General features: G+C 61.8%; 17 protein-coding genes. 9 read left to right on the top strand and 8 right to left on the bottom strand.

The window, feature by feature from the left end; genetic code table 11:
- Positions 1-12: 12 nt before the first annotated feature.
- The 6 genes from VUN82_02625 to VUN82_02600 form a co-directional block, all read right to left on the bottom strand.
- A complete protein-coding gene (locus VUN82_02625) occupies positions 13-900 on the bottom strand; it encodes an ATP-binding cassette domain-containing protein (protein XAS72775.1) in 888 nt (295 codons plus the stop codon).
- Positions 897-2,801 carry a dipeptide/oligopeptide/nickel ABC transporter permease/ATP-binding protein gene (locus tag VUN82_02620; GenBank protein XAS72774.1) on the bottom strand — a complete coding sequence of 635 codons (1,905 nt, stop codon included), beginning with the start codon at positions 2,799-2,801 and terminating at the stop codon, positions 897-899. Before VUN82_02620 ends, VUN82_02625 begins: the two co-directional genes overlap by 4 nt.
- On the bottom strand, positions 2,798-3,739 hold the full coding sequence (locus tag VUN82_02615; protein ID XAS72773.1) for an ABC transporter permease: 942 nt from the start codon (positions 3,737-3,739) through the stop codon (positions 2,798-2,800). Before VUN82_02615 ends, VUN82_02620 begins: the two co-directional genes overlap by 4 nt.
- Positions 3,740-3,745: 6 nt before the next feature.
- The gene (locus VUN82_02610; protein ID XAS72772.1) at positions 3,746-5,281 is read right to left on the bottom strand and encodes an ABC transporter substrate-binding protein; all 1,536 of its coding nucleotides are present in this window, start codon (positions 5,279-5,281) and stop codon (positions 3,746-3,748) included.
- 244 nt (positions 5,282-5,525) lie between these two features.
- Positions 5,526-6,533 (bottom strand): Gfo/Idh/MocA family oxidoreductase, encoded by a 1,008-nt coding sequence (locus VUN82_02605; protein ID XAS72771.1) that lies wholly within the window; start codon positions 6,531-6,533, stop codon positions 5,526-5,528.
- A gap of 51 nt (positions 6,534-6,584) precedes the next feature.
- The gene (locus tag VUN82_02600; GenBank protein XAS72770.1) at positions 6,585-7,430 is read right to left on the bottom strand and encodes a sugar phosphate isomerase/epimerase family protein; all 846 of its coding nucleotides are present in this window, start codon (positions 7,428-7,430) and stop codon (positions 6,585-6,587) included.
- Between the two features lie 212 nt (positions 7,431-7,642).
- On the opposite strand from VUN82_02600, the gene VUN82_02595 reads away from it, so the two are divergent.
- Entirely contained in the window at positions 7,643-8,659 is a 1,017-nt protein-coding gene (locus tag VUN82_02595; GenBank protein ID XAS72769.1) for a LacI family DNA-binding transcriptional regulator, read from the top strand.
- A gap of 563 nt (positions 8,660-9,222) precedes the next feature.
- Here the strand turns inward: VUN82_02595 and nadE are convergent.
- Positions 9,223-10,044: an ammonia-dependent NAD(+) synthetase gene (nadE, locus tag VUN82_02590; GenBank protein XAS72768.1), complete on the bottom strand. Its 822-nt coding sequence runs from the start codon at positions 10,042-10,044 to the stop codon at positions 9,223-9,225.
- Positions 10,045-10,273: 229 nt separating this feature from the next.
- The gene (locus VUN82_02585) at positions 10,274-10,990 is read right to left on the bottom strand and encodes a GntR family transcriptional regulator (GenBank protein ID XAS72767.1); all 717 of its coding nucleotides are present in this window, start codon (positions 10,988-10,990) and stop codon (positions 10,274-10,276) included.
- A gap of 305 nt (positions 10,991-11,295) precedes the next feature.
- On the opposite strand from VUN82_02585, the gene eat reads away from it, so the two are divergent.
- From eat to VUN82_02545, 8 genes are all read left to right on the top strand, one after another.
- Positions 11,296-12,726, top strand: coding sequence for an ethanolamine permease (gene eat / locus VUN82_02580; GenBank protein XAS72766.1), 1,431 nt, complete (start codon positions 11,296-11,298; stop codon positions 12,724-12,726).
- A 44-nt stretch (positions 12,727-12,770) separates the two neighbouring features.
- Positions 12,771-14,153, top strand: a complete 1,383-nt coding sequence (locus tag VUN82_02575) for a glutamine synthetase family protein (GenBank protein ID XAS72765.1) — start codon at positions 12,771-12,773, stop codon at positions 14,151-14,153.
- Positions 14,134-14,904 carry a gamma-glutamyl-gamma-aminobutyrate hydrolase family protein gene (locus VUN82_02570; protein XAS72764.1) on the top strand — a complete coding sequence of 257 codons (771 nt, stop codon included), beginning with the start codon at positions 14,134-14,136 and terminating at the stop codon, positions 14,902-14,904. The genes VUN82_02575 and VUN82_02570 overlap by 20 nt, the downstream gene beginning before the upstream one ends.
- A complete protein-coding gene (locus VUN82_02565; GenBank protein ID XAS72763.1) occupies positions 14,901-16,271 on the top strand; it encodes an aldehyde dehydrogenase family protein in 1,371 nt (456 codons plus the stop codon). The genes VUN82_02570 and VUN82_02565 overlap by 4 nt, the downstream gene beginning before the upstream one ends.
- Positions 16,272-16,301: 30 nt before the next feature.
- Positions 16,302-17,084 (top strand): 3-oxoacyl-ACP reductase, encoded by a 783-nt coding sequence (locus VUN82_02560; protein ID XAS72762.1) that lies wholly within the window; start codon positions 16,302-16,304, stop codon positions 17,082-17,084.
- A gap of 143 nt (positions 17,085-17,227) precedes the next feature.
- Positions 17,228-17,884: a PadR family transcriptional regulator gene (locus VUN82_02555; protein XAS72761.1), complete on the top strand. Its 657-nt coding sequence runs from the start codon at positions 17,228-17,230 to the stop codon at positions 17,882-17,884.
- 91 nt (positions 17,885-17,975) lie between these two features.
- The gene (locus tag VUN82_02550) at positions 17,976-18,734 is read left to right on the top strand and encodes a MerR family transcriptional regulator (protein XAS72760.1); all 759 of its coding nucleotides are present in this window, start codon (positions 17,976-17,978) and stop codon (positions 18,732-18,734) included.
- 44 nt (positions 18,735-18,778) lie between these two features.
- Positions 18,779-19,384, top strand: a complete 606-nt coding sequence (locus VUN82_02545) for a TetR/AcrR family transcriptional regulator (protein XAS72759.1) — start codon at positions 18,779-18,781, stop codon at positions 19,382-19,384.
- Positions 19,385-19,391 lie beyond the last annotated feature (7 nt).

Here is a 19,391-nt window from a genome sequence, read left to right as displayed (position 1 = left end):
ATGCCTGGCCGTTCAGGCCACGGCACCTTGCTGTTCGATTTGGCTGTGTTGGTTTGCGAGCAAACGATGGCGGTCTGCCCGCCGTTGTTCCTGGCGGTCAGGATCGGGCACGGGCGAGGCGAGCAACAGTCGCTGGGTGTAGGGGTGATCGGGATCGCGGGTGACCACCTCGGCGGGGCCTTGCTCCACGATTTCGCCGTGGTACATCACGGCTACGCGGTGGCTGATGTGCCGCACGACGTCGAGGTCGTGGGAGACGAACAGGTACGAAACCCCGGTGTCCTTCTGGATCTGCAGGAAGAGGTCCAGAACGCGGGCCTGGGTGGAGAGGTCCAAAGCACTGACCGGTTCGTCGCAGACAATGAGTTTGGGTGACAGCGCCAAAGCCCGGGCAATCGCAACACGCTGGCGCTGGCCGCCACTGAACTCACGGGGTAGTCGGTGGATCGCGTCCGACGGCAGGCCCACCTGGTCCAGCAGTTCCTTGACGCGCTTCTTGGCCGCTGCCGATTCCATTCCTTGCACGCCCAGCGGTTCAGCCAGGATGTCGCCGATTTCCAAGGCAGGGTTCAGCGACGTGTAGGGGTCCTGGAACACCACTTGGAGGTCCCGGCTCAGCGTCCGGCGTTCCTTGCGCGAGGCGTTGCTGATGTCGTTGCCTTCGAAAATCACCTTTCCGGAAGTGACGGGGGCGAGGCCCAGAACGGCCCTGCCCAAGGTGGTCTTGCCCGAGCCGGACTCCCCCACCAGGCCAAGGGTTTCGCCTTGGCCGATGGTGATGTTGATGTCCGTCAGCGCCCGGAAGGGCTTGGCCCGGAACCTCTTGCTGGGGTACTCGACCACCAGGTTCTCCACGGACAGCAACGGGGCGCTTTGCGGTGATGTAACTGAGATGCTCATGCCACCGGCTCCTTCTGTGCTGCTGATCCAGGCTTGGATACCAGCATCGTCATGGGGGTCTTTCCTTCGAGCATGGACCCAAGAAGGGTCTGGGTGTACGGCTCTTTCGGGTTTCGGAGGATATCCCGGACGGTTCCTTCTTCAACAAGCCGGCCGTTCTGCATGACCACAACACGGTCGCAGAGATCGGCGACGACGCCGAAGTTGTGGGTCACCAGGATCACGCCGATGTTCAGTCGCTGCTGAAGCTCGCGCAGCAGGTCCAGCACATCCGCTTGGACGGTGACGTCCAGCGCCGTGGTGGGTTCGTCAGCAATCACCAAGTCCGGTTCGCAGCTGATGGCACCGGCGATGAGCACGCGCTGGGCCATGCCACCGGAAACTTCATGCGGGTAAGCGTTGAAGGTTAGTTCCGGGTTGGCAATACCGACGTCGGTGAGCAGCTTGAGCGCACGCTGGCGGGCTTCGGACTTCGAGATTCCCAAGACACGGACCATGGGCGTGACCAGCTGGTAGCCAATGGTGAAGGCCGGGTCCAGGTTGCTCATGGGTTCCTGTGGAATGTAGGAGATCCTCTTGCCGCGCAGCTTGGACAACCGCTCCTGGCTGACGCGGTCCTCGCCCGGGGCAACGGTGTAGTTGCCGTCGAACTGGATGGAGCCGCCCACGATCCTGGCGTTGTCCGGCAGCAGGCCCAGGATGGAGAACGCGGTCTGGGACTTGCCCGAACCCGATTCACCCACGATGCCCAGGATTTCGCCGCGGTCCACGTGGAACGAGACGTCGTCCACTACTTTTTTGATGGAACCATCAGCCTGCGGATATCCGACGCCGAGGTTGGTCACCTTGACCAGGTGGTGTTCGGTTCCGGTCTCGACGGCGGCCACGGACTTACGTGACTGGCGCGCCTTGGCGGGTTCCGCCGTCGTGCGTTCTGCAGCATTACGTTCAGCTTTGGCGACCTTCTTCTTGCGGTGCTTGATCTTTTCGCCGTCTTCCAGGGCGTCGCGGATGGCGTTGCCAAGCAGGACGAGTCCACCGATGGTGAGTGCCATGGCAAGTGCCGGCCAGAGAAGCAGGGTCGGCGTCAGATAGACGTTCTTGAAGCCTTCCGAGAGCATGACGCCCCAGGTTGCCTTGGTGGGATCCCCAAGTCCCAGGAATTCAAGGCCGGACTGGATGGCGATGGCCACGCCCGCGATTGCTGCGGTCTGGATGATGATGGGTGCGCGGACCACGGAGAAGATATGGCGGGCGATGATGCTCATGTCCGAAAGGCCGGAGACACGCGCGGCATCGACGTAGAGCTCGTTGCGGACAGACTGGACTGCTGTGCGTGTCAACCGGAAGTAGGACGGGCTGATGAGGACGCCGAACGCGATCATGGAAATCCACACGGACGGGCCGAAGGCTGCGCGGATGGTAAGCAAAACGATCAGGCCGGGCAGGCTCATCAGGATGCTCACTACCCAGTTGGAGACCGCTTCGAACTTGCCTGCGTAGTAGCCGGCGATCAGGCCCGCGGGGAGTCCGATGGCGATGGCCACACCTGCGCACAGCAGGGCGGACACCAGGGTGAGCTGGGAGCCGAAGAGCAGGCGGCTCCAGGTATCGCGTCCGGCGCTGTCGGTACCCAGGATATTCACCGAGTCCGGAGCGGCCAACGTCTTGGAGATGTTGGCGAAGTTCTCCTCAAAGGGAGCCAGGACCGGGGCGAAAATAGCCAACAAGGCGATGCTGCCCAGGATGACCAGCGAAGCGATACCCAGGGGGTTCCTGATGAGGCGGCGCATCACGCCGGAACGGACCACGGTACCGCTTTGTCCATCGGGGACCTTCGCTGCCACACCCATGGAGTCGGGACTTGCGGAAATTGCCGCTGAATCTACGGAATCGCTCATGACACACGTACTTTCGGGTTGAGCCAGCCATTGAGAATGTCCACCAGGAGGTTCACCACGATGACCACCACTACGGTGTACATCACCACTCCCATGACTACGGGAAGATCGGACTGGCCTGTTGCAGTAACTGCGAGGGGACCCATTCCGGGGAGGGCGAAGATCTGCTCGATGATCACCACGCCTCCCAGCATGCCGATCAGTTGCAGGCTCAATACTGTGAGGCCTGCCGGAGCGGCGCTGCGGAGCACATGCTTGAAGAGGATTTCACGCTCTCCAATGCCCCGGCTGCGCAATGTGCGGACGTAGTCACGCTCGAGCTGCTTGATCACGGCACTGCGGATTTGCTGTGCCCCGCCGGTCACACCGTTGATGAGCAGGGCGATGACCGGAAGTGTCATGGAGTACACCCAGGCCTCAGGTCCCACCTCGGGCGAGATAGTGCTGGTGGCCGGGAAGAGGCCCAGCTGGATGGCAAGGATAGTCACAAGGAACACGCCGATCACGTATCCGGGGATGGAGTCGCCGATGATGGCGCCCACCTGGACTGCCCTGTCCACCCAGCCGCGCTTGACGGCTGCAGCAACACCGATCAGAGCTGCGCAGATGGCGATCAGGATCATTGCGGAGAAAACCATGGTCATGGTCACCGGGATCCGAGTGGCCAAGGAGTTGGCCACCGGCTCCGACGTGAACCACGAGGTTCCAAGGTTTCCGCTCAAGGCATCGCCCAACCAGGCGAAATAGCGCGTTGCAAGTGGCTGGTCGAGACCGAGCTCCTGTTCCTTCATGGCCACCTGTTCAGGTGTGGCTTGGTCACCCAGGATATTTTGGGCGATGCTTCCGCTGGAGGTGTACAGCAGGATGAAGGTGAGAGCCGAGACTACGAACAACACCACCAGTCCGCTGCCCAGCCTTTTCGCAATGAACTTGATCATGGGTTCCTACTTGGCGGGCGAGTAGTTATAGATGGACGGAACGGCCTGCTGTACTTGCGGGGTGACGTTCACTTTGTCGTTGTGGTAGTACATCTGGTTCACGCGGAAGAGCGGGGCGAACCATGCCTGTTCCACAACATACTTGTTGACTTCCTGGGCCAGCTTGCCGGCCTCGTCGCCACCGGTGCGCACAGCCTGGATCTTCGCCTCAAGCTCGGGTGTGGTGTTCTTGAAGGGGTTGTACAACGCCTTGGTGGAGACGATCTGGTCGATCGCAACTGTGGGCTCACCCTGGAAGAGGTTGAAGAAGAGCGCCTGGTACTTCTGTGCCGCGACGTCCGCGGTGAACGTGTTGGTGATGGCGGCGCCCGGTTTCAGGGTGATCCCAACGTCTGCGAGTTGTTGCTGCATGACTGAGATAAGGGTTTCAGCTCCAGGCAGGGTGGGAACGTCAAGGGTTACCTTGCCCTCGAAACCGGAGTCCTTCAACAGTTGCTTGGCCTTGGCGGGATCGTAGCTGTAGTAGTTCTCCAGCTCCTCCGTCCAGGCGCCACTTTCCTTGCCGAACGGCTGCGAAGTGGGCGTTCCCTGGCCCAGCATGACCTGGTCCAGAATGGTCTTGCGGTCGAACGCATAGTTGATGGCCTGACGGACCTTGACGTTGGCAAGTGCGGGGTTCTTAGTGCCGTCCCGGTCCAGAAGGAGCAAACCGGACCAGTCAACCTGGTTGGTTTCCAGCTTCATCTTGGCACCCTCTGCCTGCTTGCCGTTCTTGGGATCCAGGAGCGTGGCATCAATCTGGCCGGAAACCAGGGCATTGGTGCGGGCCGTTGGATCTGTGAGGATCTTCAGGGTGAGCTTCTTGTACTTCTGCAGGTCCTTGTTCCAGTATCCCTCGCGGGCAGTGAAGACCGTCTGGGAGTCTTTCACCGATGCCGCTTTGTCCATCACGTAGGGTCCCGAACCAACCGGTACGGTCTTGATCGCATCAGTGCCGAGCGCTGCGGGGCTGCCCATCAGGCCGGCGGCCTGGCTCAGGAAGTACTCCAAGGCCGGCTCTGGAGCGCTGAGGTTGATGTCGATGGTGTCCTCGTCCACCACGGCGATGTCCGATACGGATCCGAGCTGGGCCATCTGCGGGCCGTTGGCCTTCTTGAAGTGGTCAAGGTTGGCCTTGGCTGCTGTGGCGTCGAACTTGGCGCCGTCGCTGAACGTGACGTCCTTCCGGAGGTCCACGGTGAGCTTGGTGTTGGTGGTGTTGTACTTCCACGCCGTGGCCAGCATGGGGCTGAGCTTGCCATCCGGTTCGCGCAGGATCAGGGAGTCATAGGCTGCTTGATAGGGCTGCAGTGCGTGGCCGACGTGAGCCTGGGCAGGATCCCACGAAGTAATGTCACGGAGCGTGCCCAGCGTCAAGGCTGTGACAGTCTTTCCGCCACCAGCGTTTGAACCGGCTCCGGCGCCTCCGCCGCCACATGCGGTGAGCGCTAGGGAGGCGCTGAGTACGAGGGCGGCTGCTGCCGCCTTTGGACCTAACTTCATTGTCGGCTCCTACTGAATCTTGGCCTGATGCGAATCAGAACGAAGGGTGTGGTGTGAACCACATTTTTGTGGGTGTGGGACTTACATTACGGAAGTAATCCGAGCTTGGCAACCGATTGTCAAAAGTTTCTGAAAATGTTGCCAAGTTGCCAGGATGCTGGGCGGGGTTCCCTGAATTGGAGACGAAATCGGCCGGAAACCCCCAATGGCTCCCGGCCGAAATCGCCGGCAGGCACTGCTGCGTTCAGCTCACCCGCTCCAACTGGTCCGGATAGCTCTGTGCATAGATGTCCTTGACGATCCGGAGCGACTTTCCTGCCTCTGCAGGACTTATCCAGAAAGGTCCGTCGTTCTCGAGTCCGGCGTAAAAGTCCTTGATCAGGAGCTCATGCGAGACGCCCCAATAGGACCTGCCGCCCGTTTCCGCCACCCGCTCCGGGATGACATCCACGGTGCCGTCGTCGTAAGTCACAGTGAGGTCCCCGCGCAGGCTGAGCGTCGCCTTTTCGGTCACGATGTCCAGCGCTACGGGCGCATTGACCGCATTAGCCAAAGTTGCATAGAAGACGCTGCGGGCACCGTTCACGTGCTCGGCAACAAACTCCGCCGTGTCTTCCACCTCAATCACGCCGCCCAGAGATCGGGTCGACGCCCGGCCTTCCACCTTGGCAACATCGCCCACCAACCACTGGAGCAAATCGACGGTATGGATTGCCTGGTTCATCATCAAGCCACCCCCGCCCTCCAGCCAGGTGCCGCGCCAAGGCCGATCACGGTAGTAGTCGCCGTTCCTATGCCACATAACAGTGGCCGATGCGCCGATTACCCGACCCAGCCCACCGCCGTCGAGCATTTTCCGCATTGCCTGCGATGTCACGTTGTAGCGGTTCTGGAAGCAGACGGCGATCTTCGCCTTGCTCCGTTCAGCCGCTTCAATGAGCCGCTTTCCCTCTTCAAGCGTGTGCGCGAGGGGCTTCTCGACGATTACATTGACGCCGCGCTCCAGGCAGTCGGCTGCCAGTGACGCATGGAGGTGGTGTGGGGTACAAATATGTACGACGTCGGGACGCGCCTTCTCCAGCATGTCCAGGTAGTCCGTGTACCCCGGCACGCTGTGGGCGGCTGCCGCCGCTTGCAACCGCTCCGGATCGGTGTCGCATACCGCCACCAGTTGGACGTCGTCCAAGGTTGAGAGCGCCGAAAAGTGGATCGTTGAGATGTCACCGCAACCGATGACTGCCGCTGTAGGCATTTCCTGCTCCTTTGAAGGATGGTGCTGGTGGGCTGGCGGTCGATCCGGCGGTCAGACCAGGTCGACGCCATTCCTGGCTGCCAGGGCTGCGAAAGCCCGCGCGGCGATGCCGAAGGCTACGGGTCCGGAGTACCCGCCCAGCTCGTGTGCGTTGTCGAGGTGCGGCTCCAGGGAGGCGAAGCCTGTGAAGCCGTCGGCCTGGAGTGCGGCAATGGTGGCATCAAGTTCGCCGTCGCCCTGCCCGGCAGGAACCACTTCACCCGTATCGGCCAGGGCATCCTTTACCTGCAAGTACTCAAGGTACGGACGCAGCATGGCATAGCCCTCGGTGTAGGGCTTGACGCCTACCTGTACGAAGTTGGCGTTATCCCACGCCGCGCGGAGTGCCGGGGAGGCCACAGTCTCCATGATGTCCAGGACCCGCTCGGGCGTATCGCCGTAGATGCCTTTTTCGTTTTCGTGGAGCAGGACGATTCCACTGGCTTCAGCCTCTGCGGCCAATGCCCTCATGCGTTCTATTACGTCATCCCGGATTTCTTCCTGGCTCTGGCCTTCCGCGCGGTAGAAGGAGAAGATCCGGACGTACTTGGCGTCAAGGCCCTTGGCCACGGAGATGATCTGGCGGAGCCGGTTGACCTCATGCTCCACGGGAAGGCTGACGTCCACCTTGCCTATGGGGCTGGCAACAGCTGAGATTTTGAGGCCTTTTTCGTCAAAAATCCCCTTGAGTCGCTCTACTGCTTCCTTTTCGAGTTCGGACACGTTGACGTCCCAGGCGCTGCGGACTTCGATGTGGCTGGCGCCCAGGGCCAGGAGTACAGCGGCCTGGACTGCGGGATCGGGGTCTATCTCATCACCGAAGCCGGACAGGCTCCACACGGCATTGGGTTGAGTCACGAAATCTCCTAGATAGTGCCTGTGGCGGCTTGTTCCTGACGCCGCCGCAGGGGTGCGGTGACATAGTTCACAGGCGGTGTTGTCCCCTGAGTTTAGCCAACTTGGCATCCTCATGACAACCGATTGCCATAATCTGCCATGCTGTGGCATTCTTGATAAACGGTGTGGCAGCAATCACAGCCGGATGACCCGTTGTTCAGAGAGGAACACCCATGGCGACGCAACCCGTGGCATCAAACCGGCCCGCCACCATCCATGACATTGCCGCCCTCTGCGGAGTCGCGGCGTCCACTGTCTCCCGGGCACTCACGAATCCGGACCGCGTCAATATCCGCACCCGGCAGCGGATCCAAGCTGCCGCCGTCGAACTTAACTACACGCCAAACTCCCAGGCAAAGGCGCTGAGCTCAGGCCGGACCGGAGCAGTGGGCGTGCTGGTGCCGGATATCACCAACCCGTTCTACTTCGATCTCATTCGCGGCACGCAGTTGCAACTCAAGGCTGCCGGGTACACACAGTTACTGGTGGACACCGAGGAATCCGACGAAGTGGAGGCCAGCACCCTCGAGCAGCTGCGCAAGAGTGCTGACGGCGTGATCGTTGCAGCCTCCCGCTTGAATGACGAGTCACTCGCCGCTGCCGCCGCCAAGATGCCCATGGTCACGGTGAACCGGGACGTCGGCGGCGTTCCTGCAGTCATCATCGATACTCCATCGGCCATGCCGCAGGCGTTGGATCACCTTATTTCGCTGGGGCACACATCCGTGGCCTACGTAGCCGGACCTGCAGTCTCGCAATCGAGCGCCCGACGCTGGGTGGCATTGTCCGAAGCCGCCGGGGACCGTGGGGTGGACGTTCGCAGCCTCGGCCCTTTTGCGCCGAAGACGCAATCTGGCGCCGCAGCTGCCGATGCGGCAGTCCACAGTGGAGTGACTGCCTGCATTGTGTTCAACGACCTCATAGCGATCGGCATGCTGCAGCGGCTTCGCGAGCGCGGCCTGCGCGTGCCCGAAGATATGAGCATAGTGGGCTGTGACGATATCTTCGGGGCTGATTTCTGCAATCCCCCGCTCACCACCATGAGCTCACCCATTGAGCAAGCAGGCCGCGTGTCCGTGTCCATGCTGCTGGCCCAGCTGAACCCGTTGGCGGGGGGCGGTAACCGCAGCCGCTCAGTCATGCCCACCCACCTCACGGTCCGCGGCTCCACGGGTCCGGTCTCGGCCTAGGTCCTGCCCAGCGGTTGCTCTCTCACGTCCTGCCGGTTTCGGGCGGTTGCGCTCTCACGTCCTGCCCGTTTCGGGCGGTTGCTCTCTCACGTCCTGCCCGTTTCGGGCGGTTGCTCTCTCACGTCCTGCCCGTTTCGGGCGGTTGCTCTCTCACGTCCTGCCCGTTTCGGGCGGTTGCTCTCTCACGCCCTGCCCGTTTCGGGCGGTTGCTCGTTACGTCCTGCTCGACGGCGGGATGGCCGCCGTCGGTAAAGTCCGACGTCGGCACTCACTGCGAGTAGTAGGCCTGGGATGAGAAGGCCCTGGCCGAAAACGAGCGGTGAAGGTTGAGGTCGAGTTCCTGGGTGAAGCCAACGTCTTCTTGCCACCAAACAAAAGTAGAGGACTTCTTCGAGTACTAAGCGGAGTAGGCCAGGGTCACCGCGATGGGCGTCGAAGCCTGTGGGAGGTGAGAGACCGATGGCCAAAAGCCGTTTGGACATGAGAGAACGATCGCCAAAATCCCGTTGGACGTGAGAGAACGATCGCCAAAAAACCCTTGGATGCGCGAGAGGATCCGGGAGTTATTTCCACCAGGTATCGAAGAGGGTGACCGGCACCGTGCGCTTGTGGCGCGTACGGAGGTACTTCTGCTCGATGATTTCCGCGACGCCCTCGGGAACTTCGCGGCCTTCAAGGTAGTCGTCGATTTGGTCGTACGTGACTCCGAGCTCGTCTTCGTCGGTGCGGCCCGGCTTGTCGTCCAGGAGGTCAGCCGTGGGCACCTTCTGCCAAAGCCGTGCGGAAGCGCCAAGTTCGGCCAAAAGTTCGCGGTTCTGGCGCTTGTTCAGGCCGAACAGCGGCAGGATGTCCGCACCGCCGTCGCCATATTTGGTGAAGAAACCTGTGACGGACTCGGCGCCGTGGTCTGTGCCGATGACCAAGTAATTGTGTTCGCCGGCCAGTGCATACTGGGCAACCATGCGTGCGCGGGCCTTGGTGTTGCCCTTGTGGAAGTCGGAGATTTCAGCGCCGGTGGCTTTCTCGAACTCTTCCTCGAATCCGTCCACTGCGCGGGAGATGTTGAAGGTCCGCTCGTTTTTGGCCTTGATGAAGTCCAAGGCGGCTTGGGCGTCGTCTTCGTCGTGCTGGATGCCGTAGGGGAGACGCATCGCGACGAAGTTCGCGTTAACGCCTTCAGCTTCCAGTTCCTCGACTGCCAGCTGCGCCAACCGGCCGGCAAGAGTGGAATCAAGCCCACCGGAGATGCCGAGCACAAAACCGTTCGTGCCCGTGGCTTTTACATATTCTTTCAGGAACGTGACCCGTTTGCGGACCTCCTCTTGGGGATTGATCCGGGGCTGGACGCCCATTTCCTCGATGATCTTGGCCTGGAGTTCGCGCATGTGTCCAACACTAGTCAGCCCCATGACAAAGGCTCAACCATATTGCGCCGTGATTCGGCCTCGCTGTGATTCGGCCGCGGCGGCATGGACCTGAAGGAACAATCCCCAAGAACCCGCAGGACCCGAGAGAACAATGCTCAAAAAGCAGCAGGACGTGAGAGAACAATGCTCAAAAAGCAGCAGGACGTGAGAGAACGATCGCCAAAAAGCAGCAGGACGTGAGAGAACGTCAGGCGAGGAAGCCGCGCAGCAGTGAAGCCGTTCCCTCCAGGTGTTCGATGGTGGCCCGTTCGGCGGCGGGGGCATCGCCGCGCAGGATAGCCTCGGCGATCTCGGCGTGTTGTTCGTTGGCGTGCTCGAGGTTGGTGCTGAGCAAGGGGATCCGGTCCAGGAGTTCGTTGAGCCTGGATCGTGTTTCGGCCACGGCGCCCACCAAGCTTGCGGAGCCGGACAATTCGGCGACGGCGATATGGAACCGGGCATCGCGGGGTCGGTAGCCCACGGCGGGGGAAGCGCTCACTTCGGAGAGGCAAACCTGCAGGTGCCTCCGGGCAGCCGCGGATAGGTCCGCTTTGGCGGCCAAAGAAGCAGCGGCAGGCTCGATGATGGACCTGAAGAGCAGGACGTCCTCCACCTCGGCGGGGTCGAGCGGCCCTTGGTCCGGCTGGCGCTGGACTGCCGTTGTGGAGACATACGTACCGCCGTACCGGCCGCGCTGGACTTCCAAATAGCCGGCGCTCTGCAACTCCCCCAACGCATCCCGAAGCGTGGCGCGGCTGACACCTAATTGTTCGGCCAGTTCGCGTTCAGGCGGCAGTTTTTCGGCGGGAGCGAAGATCCCCAGCTTGATGGTCTGCAGGATGTGTTCGATGGTCTCTTCGAACGCGTTGCCGCCCCTGACTGGGCGCAGCATCGAGAACGACGGGCCAAACGGTGAGTCCGGCACGGCATCTCCTTCCACGGAATGCGGGCTGCGCCCATCAGTGAGGTCATTCACCGATCAGTGAGGCCGTTCACAGGGCGCTGCTGCCTCCATGCTACCCACGCCAACCAGTAAAGGTCATCAAAAAAACCATTGGACACGCCCTCAATTGTGATCCAAGTCATCAGGTTTTTCAGAAAAGTCTTGACTCGTGGCGAATCACGATCCAGACTTTGAAGCACACTTTGGACTGAAAACAGTCCTTTAGGATCTGAAGGATCCCCCGCTCGACTCTTCCCAGAAGCATTCCTCAGACGATAGGAACACGCATGGAAACAGTGCACCAGCCGCCCGGCGGCGAGGATGAGTATTTGCAGCACCGGCGCCTCAAACGGGGTGCCGCCGGATGGGTTCTCCTCGCAGGGCTCGGGGTGGCCTATGTGATCTCCGGCGATTTCGCGGGCTGGAACCTGGGCCTGGCCCAAGGAGGTTGGGGCGGCCTGCTGATCGCCTTCCTGCTCATGGCCATTATGTACACCTGCATGGTTTTCGGGCTCGCTGAACTCTCATCAACGCTCCCGACGGCGGGGGCTGGCTATGCGTTCGCCCGCCGGGCTCTGGGACCCCTCGGTGGATTCGCGACAGGTATGGCGGTCCTCATCGAATACGCGGTGGCCCCGGCAGCTATTGCCACGTTCATCGGCGGCTATGTTGAAGCGCTTGGCCTCTTTGGCCTCACCAACTCGTGGCCGGTCTACCTGGTCACGTACGTCATCTTCATCGGCATCCACATCCGCGGAGTCGGCGAAGCCCTGAAGATCATGTTCGCCATCACCGCGGTGGCAACCATCGCCCTGGCCGCCGCCGTCGTCGGCCTGCTTCCCAAGTTCGATTCCGCCCGCTTGTTCGATATTGTTCCCGATGGTTCCGCCGGCTCCAGCGCCTTCCTGCCCATGGGTATCGGCGGCATCCTGGCGGCGCTCGTCTACGGGATCTGGTTCTTCCTGGCAGTGGAGGGCGTCCCCCTCGCGGCCGAGGAAACGTCCAACCCCAAGCGGGACATGCCCCGGGGAATCATTGTGGCCGTCATCATCCTGGTCATCTTTGGCGCCCTCATGCTGGTCCTGGTCCCGGGGGCAGCCGGCTCGCAAGCCATGAGCGGATCCGACAACCCGCTCCCTGAGGCACTACGCATTGCCTACGGTGGCAACACTTTCCTGGCCGACTTCATCAATTACGCCGGCCTGGCCGGACTGGTAGCCAGCTTCTTCTCCATCATTTACGCCTACTCACGGCAGCTGTTTGCCCTGTCCCGGGCGGGATACCTGCCCCGTTGGCTGTCACTGACCGGCGCCCGGCGCACCCCGTACTGGGCATTGATCGTCCCGGGAACCATCGGCTTCCTACTGGCTGCCCTAACGCAGGATGGTGCTTTGCTCATCAACATCGCAGTCTTCGGCGCCACAGTTTCCTACGTCCTGCTGAACCTCTCGCACATCGTCCTTCGCAAGAAGGAACCCAACCTGGAACGCGGCTACAGGACGCCGGGCGGGATCGTCACGACGTCGATTGCCTTGGTCCTGTCCGCGGTGGCAGTCGTGGCGACGTTCGTCGTCGACGTCTTTGCCGCTTCCATTACGGCAGCGATTTTTGCCGCTGCCCTCCTTTACTACTGGCTCTACAGCCGGCACCGGATCGTGGCGGGCGCACCCGAAGAAGAGTTCGCCCAACTCGCCATGGCCGAGGCCGAGCTGAAATAACAGCCAGCAGAACCTGACATCCACAACTACACTGCGGAGACATCATGAATTCCCACATCCAAGAGTCCAGCCGGAACCGGCAGCTCACCGTCGACGAACTGCGCGAATCCGTAGCTAGCGGCGAAATTGATACCGTCATTGTCGCCATCACCGATGCACTGGGTCGCCTCCAGGGTAAGCGTTGTGGTGCACGCTCCTTCCTCGAAGACGTTCTGGACCACGGCGCAGAGGGCTGTAACTACCTGCTGGCCGTGGATGTCGAAATGCAAACCGTGGACGGTTACGCGATGTCGTCCTGGGAGACCGGGTACGGCGACATGGTAATGATGCCGGACATTTCAACCCTACGGAGAGTCCCTTGGCTCGAAGGCACAGCCATTGTGCAGTGCGATGTCCTCTGGACGGACAGGACGCCGGTAGCCGCATCACCGCGGCAGATCCTGAAAGCCCAGATCGAGCGGCTCGAAAAGCTGGGCTACCGTGCCCACGCAGGGACCGAGCTGGAGTTCCTGATGTTCGATGACTCCTACAACCAGGCCTGGCAGAAGAACTACACGGGCCTCGCGCCGTCGACGCAGTACAACGTGGACTACTCGCTCCTTGCCACGGCCCGTTTGGAACCAGTGATCCGCTCCATCCGCAACAACATGGAAGCCGCAGGCCTGGTGGTCGAGTCGTCCAAGGGCGAGTGCAACCTCGGCCAGCAGGAAATCACGTTCCGCTTCGATGAAGCCCTCGCCGCCTGCGATAAGCACACGTTCTACAAGAACGGCGCCAAGGAAATCGCGGACCAGCACGGCAAGAGTATCACGTTCATGTCCAAGTTCAACGAACGTGAAGGCAACTCCTGCCACATCCACTTCAGCCTCACCGACCTGGACGGGAACCCCGTGCTGGCGGGCGACGGCGAACACGGCTTCAGCCCCCTGATGGAACGGTTCGTGGCCGGTCAACTCGCGGCGCTGCGCGAACTCGCCTATTTCCTGGCACCCAACATCAATTCCTACAAACGCTTCGTGGAGGGCAGCTTCGCGCCAACAGCGATCGCCTGGGGTTTGGACAACCGCAGCTGCGCACTCCGCGTGGTGGGCCACGGCCGCGGCCTCCGCACTGAGAACCGTGTGGGCGGCGGCGACGTGAACCCCTACCTGGCCGTGGCTGCAATGATCGCCGCTGTCATCCATGGCATCGAGAACGATCTCCAGTTGCCGGCAATCACCAAGGGCAATGCCTACGAGTCCGACGCGGAACGGCTGCCCACAACCTTGCGGGACGCGCGGGACCTCCTGGCCGAGAGCAGTATTGCGCGCAAGGCTTTCGGCGACGACGTAGTGGACCACTACGTCCACGCCGCCAACGTGGAGCTCACCGCCTACGACAGTGCCATCACAGATTGGGAGCGGGTCCGTGGCTTCGAACGTCTCTAAATCCTACGGGCAACCGTACAAGCCCAGAATCGCGCTCACCAGTTACCTTCAGGACGCCTCCTGGGGAGTGTGGAATACGACGGCGGCGATTCTCCCCGGATCGTACGTGGAGGCGGTGGTCGCAGCCGGAGCAACACCTATCCTGCTGCCTCCGCTGGGCACCGACGAATCCGTGCTGGACCTGGTGGATGGCTTGATCGTGGTGGGAGGTCCCGACGTCGATCCTTCCCTGTACGGTCAGGCACCGCATCCCACCACCAAGCCCCAACCACTGCGGGACAAGCATGACTCAGCGCTCATCCGCGCCGCGCTTGAACGCGGGCTTCCGCTGTTCGCGATCTGCCGGGGGGCGCAGCTCCTCAATGTGGTTTTGGGCGGGACGCTGATCCAGCACATCCCGGACGTCCTTCCCGGCAGCAACAGTCAGCCAGCACCTGGGGTCTATGGTGAGGCGGCATTCGACACCACGCCGGGCAGCCTCATCCACCACCTCCTGGGTGATTCCGCCACTTCGCCGTGCTACCACCACCAGGCCATGGACGACGTGCCTGAAACCCTGCGCGTGACAGCCCGCTCCGGCGATGGCCTGGTGCAGGCCATTGAAACCACGGAGGGCGGCTGGGTTCTTGGCGTCCAGTTCCATCCGGAACACAACCCCCATGATCTCCGGCTGTTCCGCGGCTTTGTGGAGGCTGCCGCCGGCTACCGCTCAGTCCAGACCGCAACCATGAAAGCGATGTCCCCCGCATGACAGCAACAGTGTTTGATGTGATCAATCCGGCCACCGAGGAGGTCATCCAGACCGTTCCGCTCGCTGGCGTGGCCGAAACAGACGCCGCCATTGCCCAGGCAGCCGCTGCCTACGAAACGTGGCGGGCCGTTGCCCCCGCGGACCGGGCGTTGCTGCTGCGACGGTTCGCTGCCGCCGTCGACAATGATCTGGAGAACCTCGCGCAACTCGAGGTGCGCAACGCGGGCCACACCATTGGAAACGCCCGATGGGAAGCGGGCAACGTCCGCGACGTCCTCAATTATTACTCCGCCGCCCCGGAACGTCATTTCGGCCGCCAAATTCCCGTGGCAGGCGGCGTCAACATGACCTTCCACGAGCCGCTGGGCGTTGTTGGCATCATTGTTCCCTGGAACTTCCCGATGCCCATTGCAGGATGGGGATTCGCCCCCGCACTGGCCGCCGGCAATACCGTGGTGCTCAAACCGGCGGAGGTGACACCGCTGACCGCGATCCGCCTTGGTGAATTGGCTCTGGAAGCGGGCCTTCCTGAGGGCGTCTTCCAAGTGATTCCGGGCAAGGGTTCCGTGGTGGGCCAGCGGTTCGTCACGCATCCGGCGGTCAGGAAGGTGGTCTTCACCGGCTCAACCGGCGTTGGCAAGCAGATCATGGCAGGCTGCGCTGACCAGGTGAAACGCGTGACGCTGGAACTGGGAGGCAAGAGCGCCAACATCATTTTCGACGACGCCGATCTTGAGATGGCTGCGGCCGCCGCCCCCGGCGGTGCTTTCGACAACGCCGGGCAGGACTGCTGCGCACGCTCCAGGATCCTCGTGCAGCGCAGCGTCTACGAACGCTTCCTGGAACTGTTGGAACCAGAGGTCCTCGGCATGCGTGTCGGAAACCCCGCAGATCCGGCTACCACCATGGGTCCGCTGATTTCAGCCCAGCAGCTGGACACGGTTTCCGCTTTCGTGCCCGACGGCGCCCCGGTCGCCTTCCAGGGGAAGGCGCCGGAAGGACCGGGCTTCTGGTTCCCACCCACAGTGCTCACACCGGATCTGAAGGCGCCGTCCTTCACCGACGAAATCTTCGGTCCGGTCGTTGCCGTGGTGCCATTCGACGACGAAGCAGACGCTATACGCATCGCCAACAACACCGAGTACGGCTTGTCCGGCTCCATCTGGACGTCCAAAGTGGACCGGGCACTCCGCGTTGCCCGGGGAGTCGAATCGGGCAACCTCTCCGTGAACTCCCATTCGTCCGTCCGGTACTCCACCCCGTTTGGCGGCTTCAAGCAGTCCGGCCTCGGCCGTGAGCTCGGCCCGGACGCCCTTGACGCCTTCAGCGAAGTCAAGAACGTCTTCATTTCCACTCAGTCCGCCTGATCTTTTCCACTTTTTCAAAGGAGAGCACCAATGCAAGCAGTAGTTTCCAACCGTCTCGCCGGCCGCAGCGCAGTCATCACCGGCGGTGCCAGTGGGATCGGTCTGGCCACAGCACGCCGAATGGCAGCCGAAGGCGCCAATGTCGTGATCGCCGACATCGAACCTACCTCCGGGATTGCCGCCGCCAGCGAAGTAGGCGGCCTGTTCGTCAAGGTGGACGTGACCAGTGAAGAAGAAGTCCGCAACCTCTACGCCCAGACCAAGGAGACGTACGGCAGCGTTGACATCGCCTTCAACAACGCGGGCATTTCTCCTGCCGACGACGCTTCGATCCTGGATACCGGAATCGACGCCTGGCGCCGGGTGCAGGAAGTGAACCTGACGTCCGTTTACTACTGCTGCAAGTACGCCATTCCTTACATGCAGGAGCAGGGCAAGGGGTCCATCATCAACACGGCGTCGTTCGTGGCTGTCATGGGAGCCGCAACATCCCAGATTTCCTACAGCGCCTCGAAGGGCGGCGTCCTGTCCATGAGCCGGGAACTCGGCGTCGAGTTTGCGCGGCAGGGCATCCGCATCAACGCCCTCTGCCCGGGACCGGTGAACACTCCCCTGCTGAAGGAACTCTTCGCGAAGGATCCTGAGAAGGCAGCACGCCGCTTGGTGCATGTTCCTCTGGGCCGCTTCGCGGAACCGGAAGAGCTGGCTGCAGCCGTCGCGTTCCTTGCCAGCGATGACGCTTCCTTCATCACGGCCTCCACATTCCTGGTGGATGGCGGCATCTCGGGCGCTTACGTCACTCCTCTCTCGTAGCATCTCTCCGGCTGCCCCTGCCCTCTTTGGGCGGGGGCAGCTTTCGCGTTTAAGCCTCTTGACGTCGCGATAGTTACCGATATATCGTTAACTATCGCCGATACTCCTTCGGCGAACACTTAAACCGAAAGGGCGATGCTGTCATGAAGGGCATCCACGAACACGACAACACCTTCCCGGAGCATGGCTCCGGCGTTCCCGAACACAGCCAGGGAAGAGGCCGCTTCAATCGGGGCAAGGGGCGCCGCGGTCCCCACGGACACGGCGGACCCGGCTTTGGACCCGGCGGTTTCGGGACTGGTTTCGGGCCCGGCGGCTTTGGCCCGGGCGGCTTCGGGCCCAGGGGCTTCGGTCCCGGTGGCGGGCGCCGGGCAAACCGCGGCGACGTCAGGGCAGCCATCCTTTCCTTGCTGGCCGAGTCGCCATCCAACGGCTATGGGCTGATCAGAACGATTGCGGAAAAGACGTCCGGAACATGGCGGCCCAGCCCCGGATCTGTCTACCCCACGTTGCAGCAGCTGGTTGATGAAGAGCTCATCACAGCCGTGGGCGAGGGACGTCGGACAGAATTCACGTTGACGGACGACGGCCGCGCCTACGTTGCCGAGCATGAGGAAGAGCTCGCCAATGCCTGGAACACCGAGGCCGACGGAAACATGCAGGAGTTCCACCAGAGCATCGGGAAGCTCATGGGCGTTGTCCACCAGTTCCGCGCCGCGGCAACCGACGAACAACGCCGGGCAGCAATCGAGAAACTCGATGAAACCCGCCGTGCGCTGTACCTGATCCTGGCCGACTGATTCCTCCAATCCACCCCCTTGACCTTGACGTAACGTCAACCATTACTGTCAAAGGACAAGCCAGGAACGAGAGGGCCAGGACGGAGGACTCATGGACTGGTCGATCCAGGAAATCGCCAAGATGGCAGGGACCACCAGCCGCACGCTGCGTCACTACGACGACATTGGGCTGCTCAAGCCAAGCCGGACCGGTCATAACGGCTACCGCTATTACGACGGTCCGGCCTTGGTGCAGCTCCAGCGGATCCTCCTGCTCAGGGAGCTTGGACTGGGTTTGCCTGCAATTGCCGACGTGCTTGCCCGGGAGACCGATACCGTCAAGGCGTTGAGCGGCCACTTGGAATGGCTTGGGCAAGAGCAGGACCGACTGGCGCGGCAAATCGCGTCGGTCCGGCAAACAATTGACACATTGAAAGGGGATGGAAAGTACATGGCACAGGACATGTTTGATGGCTTCGACCACACGCAGTACAAGGACGAGGTAGAGGAGCGCTGGGGCAAGGACGCTTACGCCACAAGTGACGCTTGGTGGCGCGGTATGAGCGCCGAAGAAAAACAGCAATGGAAGGAACGCTCCCGCAAACTCGGGAGCGACTGGATCTCCGCCGCCACGTCCGGAATTGCACCCGACAGCGCTGAAGCACAGGAACTGGCAAGGCGCCACGTCGAATGGCTCCGCGGAATCCCTGGAACCCCGACGGCGGCACCTGGCGGAGACGTGAAGGGTTATGTCACAGGCCTCGGCGAGATGTACGTTGCGGACCCCCGATTTGCCGCGAACTATGGCGGGGAGTCAGGAGCCACGTTCGTTCGGGATGCCCTGCGGGTTTACGCGGAGGAGAACCTGTAGGCAGCCGGGATGCGTTGACCGGGGTTTGGCAATAGTCTGGCCGAATGGGTACTAGCACCGTAAAGTCCAGCGAACAGGTTGACCGGCAGACTCGCATTCTCGAAGCGGCCCTGGAACTGCTGTCCCGCCACGGCATTTCGGGCATCAATATGCGGGCCGTGGCGCGTGAAGCCGGCGTCGCCTTGGGGCTCGTGAACTACTACTACGAAGACAAGTCGAGCTTGATCCGTGCGGTACTTCACCGGATTGAAGAGCACGACCTCATGCTTGTGGAGCCGGAGCCGGCCTCAACCCCTGAGGAGCAGCTTCGGGAGTCACTTCGGCGCGTTGCGGACCCCGATCTCCTGACCACGCCGTACCTGTCCCTCCGCCTCCACCTGTGGGCTCTCGCCCAGGCGCATGAGGACTTCGCACGGATCAACGCTGCGGCGTTCGACCGGTATCTGGACGGGCTAGCCACACTCATAGGGAATGCCAAACCCGAGCTTTCCGCCGATGAGAGTAAGGAGCGCGCAGCAGACATCGTCGTCGTGCAAAACGGCATGTGGCTCACCACGCTCCTGGGTATAGACAAGGCTGCCATCGAGCGAGGCATTGCCCGCACGGAGCAGATCGCTTTCGCTCCTTCGCGTCACGCCGACCGGCATTGATTGAAAG

Source organism: Micrococcaceae bacterium Sec5.1 (assembly GCA_039636795.1).
Taxonomy (GTDB): Bacteria; Actinomycetota; Actinomycetes; order Actinomycetales; family Micrococcaceae; genus Arthrobacter.
Note: the sequence above shows the minus strand (reverse complement) of the source record. Positions and strands in the feature narration are given on the sequence as shown.

Excerpts from the sequence above, each read along its gene's own strand:
- eat (XAS72766.1), top strand. The coding sequence starts at position 11,296 with ATGGAAACAGTGCACCAGCCGCCCGGCGGCGAGGATGAGTATTTGCAG.
- VUN82_02565 (XAS72763.1), top strand. The coding sequence starts at position 14,901 with ATGACAGCAACAGTGTTTGATGTGATCAATCCGGCCACCGAGGAGGTC.
- VUN82_02555 (XAS72761.1), top strand. The coding sequence starts at position 17,228 with ATGAAGGGCATCCACGAACACGACAACACCTTCCCGGAGCATGGCTCC.
- VUN82_02575 (XAS72765.1), top strand. The coding sequence starts at position 12,771 with ATGAATTCCCACATCCAAGAGTCCAGCCGGAACCGGCAGCTCACCGTC.
- VUN82_02615 (XAS72773.1), bottom strand. The coding sequence starts at position 3,739 with ATGATCAAGTTCATTGCGAAAAGGCTGGGCAGCGGACTGGTGGTGTTG.
- VUN82_02610 (XAS72772.1), bottom strand. The coding sequence starts at position 5,281 with ATGAAGTTAGGTCCAAAGGCGGCAGCAGCCGCCCTCGTACTCAGCGCC.
- VUN82_02595 (XAS72769.1), top strand. The coding sequence starts at position 7,643 with ATGGCGACGCAACCCGTGGCATCAAACCGGCCCGCCACCATCCATGAC.
- VUN82_02605 (XAS72771.1), bottom strand. The coding sequence starts at position 6,533 with ATGCCTACAGCGGCAGTCATCGGTTGCGGTGACATCTCAACGATCCAC.
- VUN82_02550 (XAS72760.1), top strand. The coding sequence starts at position 17,976 with ATGGACTGGTCGATCCAGGAAATCGCCAAGATGGCAGGGACCACCAGC.
- VUN82_02620 (XAS72774.1), bottom strand. The coding sequence starts at position 2,801 with ATGAGCGATTCCGTAGATTCAGCGGCAATTTCCGCAAGTCCCGACTCC.
- VUN82_02545 (XAS72759.1), top strand. The coding sequence starts at position 18,779 with ATGGGTACTAGCACCGTAAAGTCCAGCGAACAGGTTGACCGGCAGACT.
- VUN82_02625 (XAS72775.1), bottom strand. The coding sequence starts at position 900 with ATGAGCATCTCAGTTACATCACCGCAAAGCGCCCCGTTGCTGTCCGTG.
- VUN82_02560 (XAS72762.1), top strand. The coding sequence starts at position 16,302 with ATGCAAGCAGTAGTTTCCAACCGTCTCGCCGGCCGCAGCGCAGTCATC.
- nadE (XAS72768.1), bottom strand. The coding sequence starts at position 10,044 with ATGCGCGAACTCCAGGCCAAGATCATCGAGGAAATGGGCGTCCAGCCC.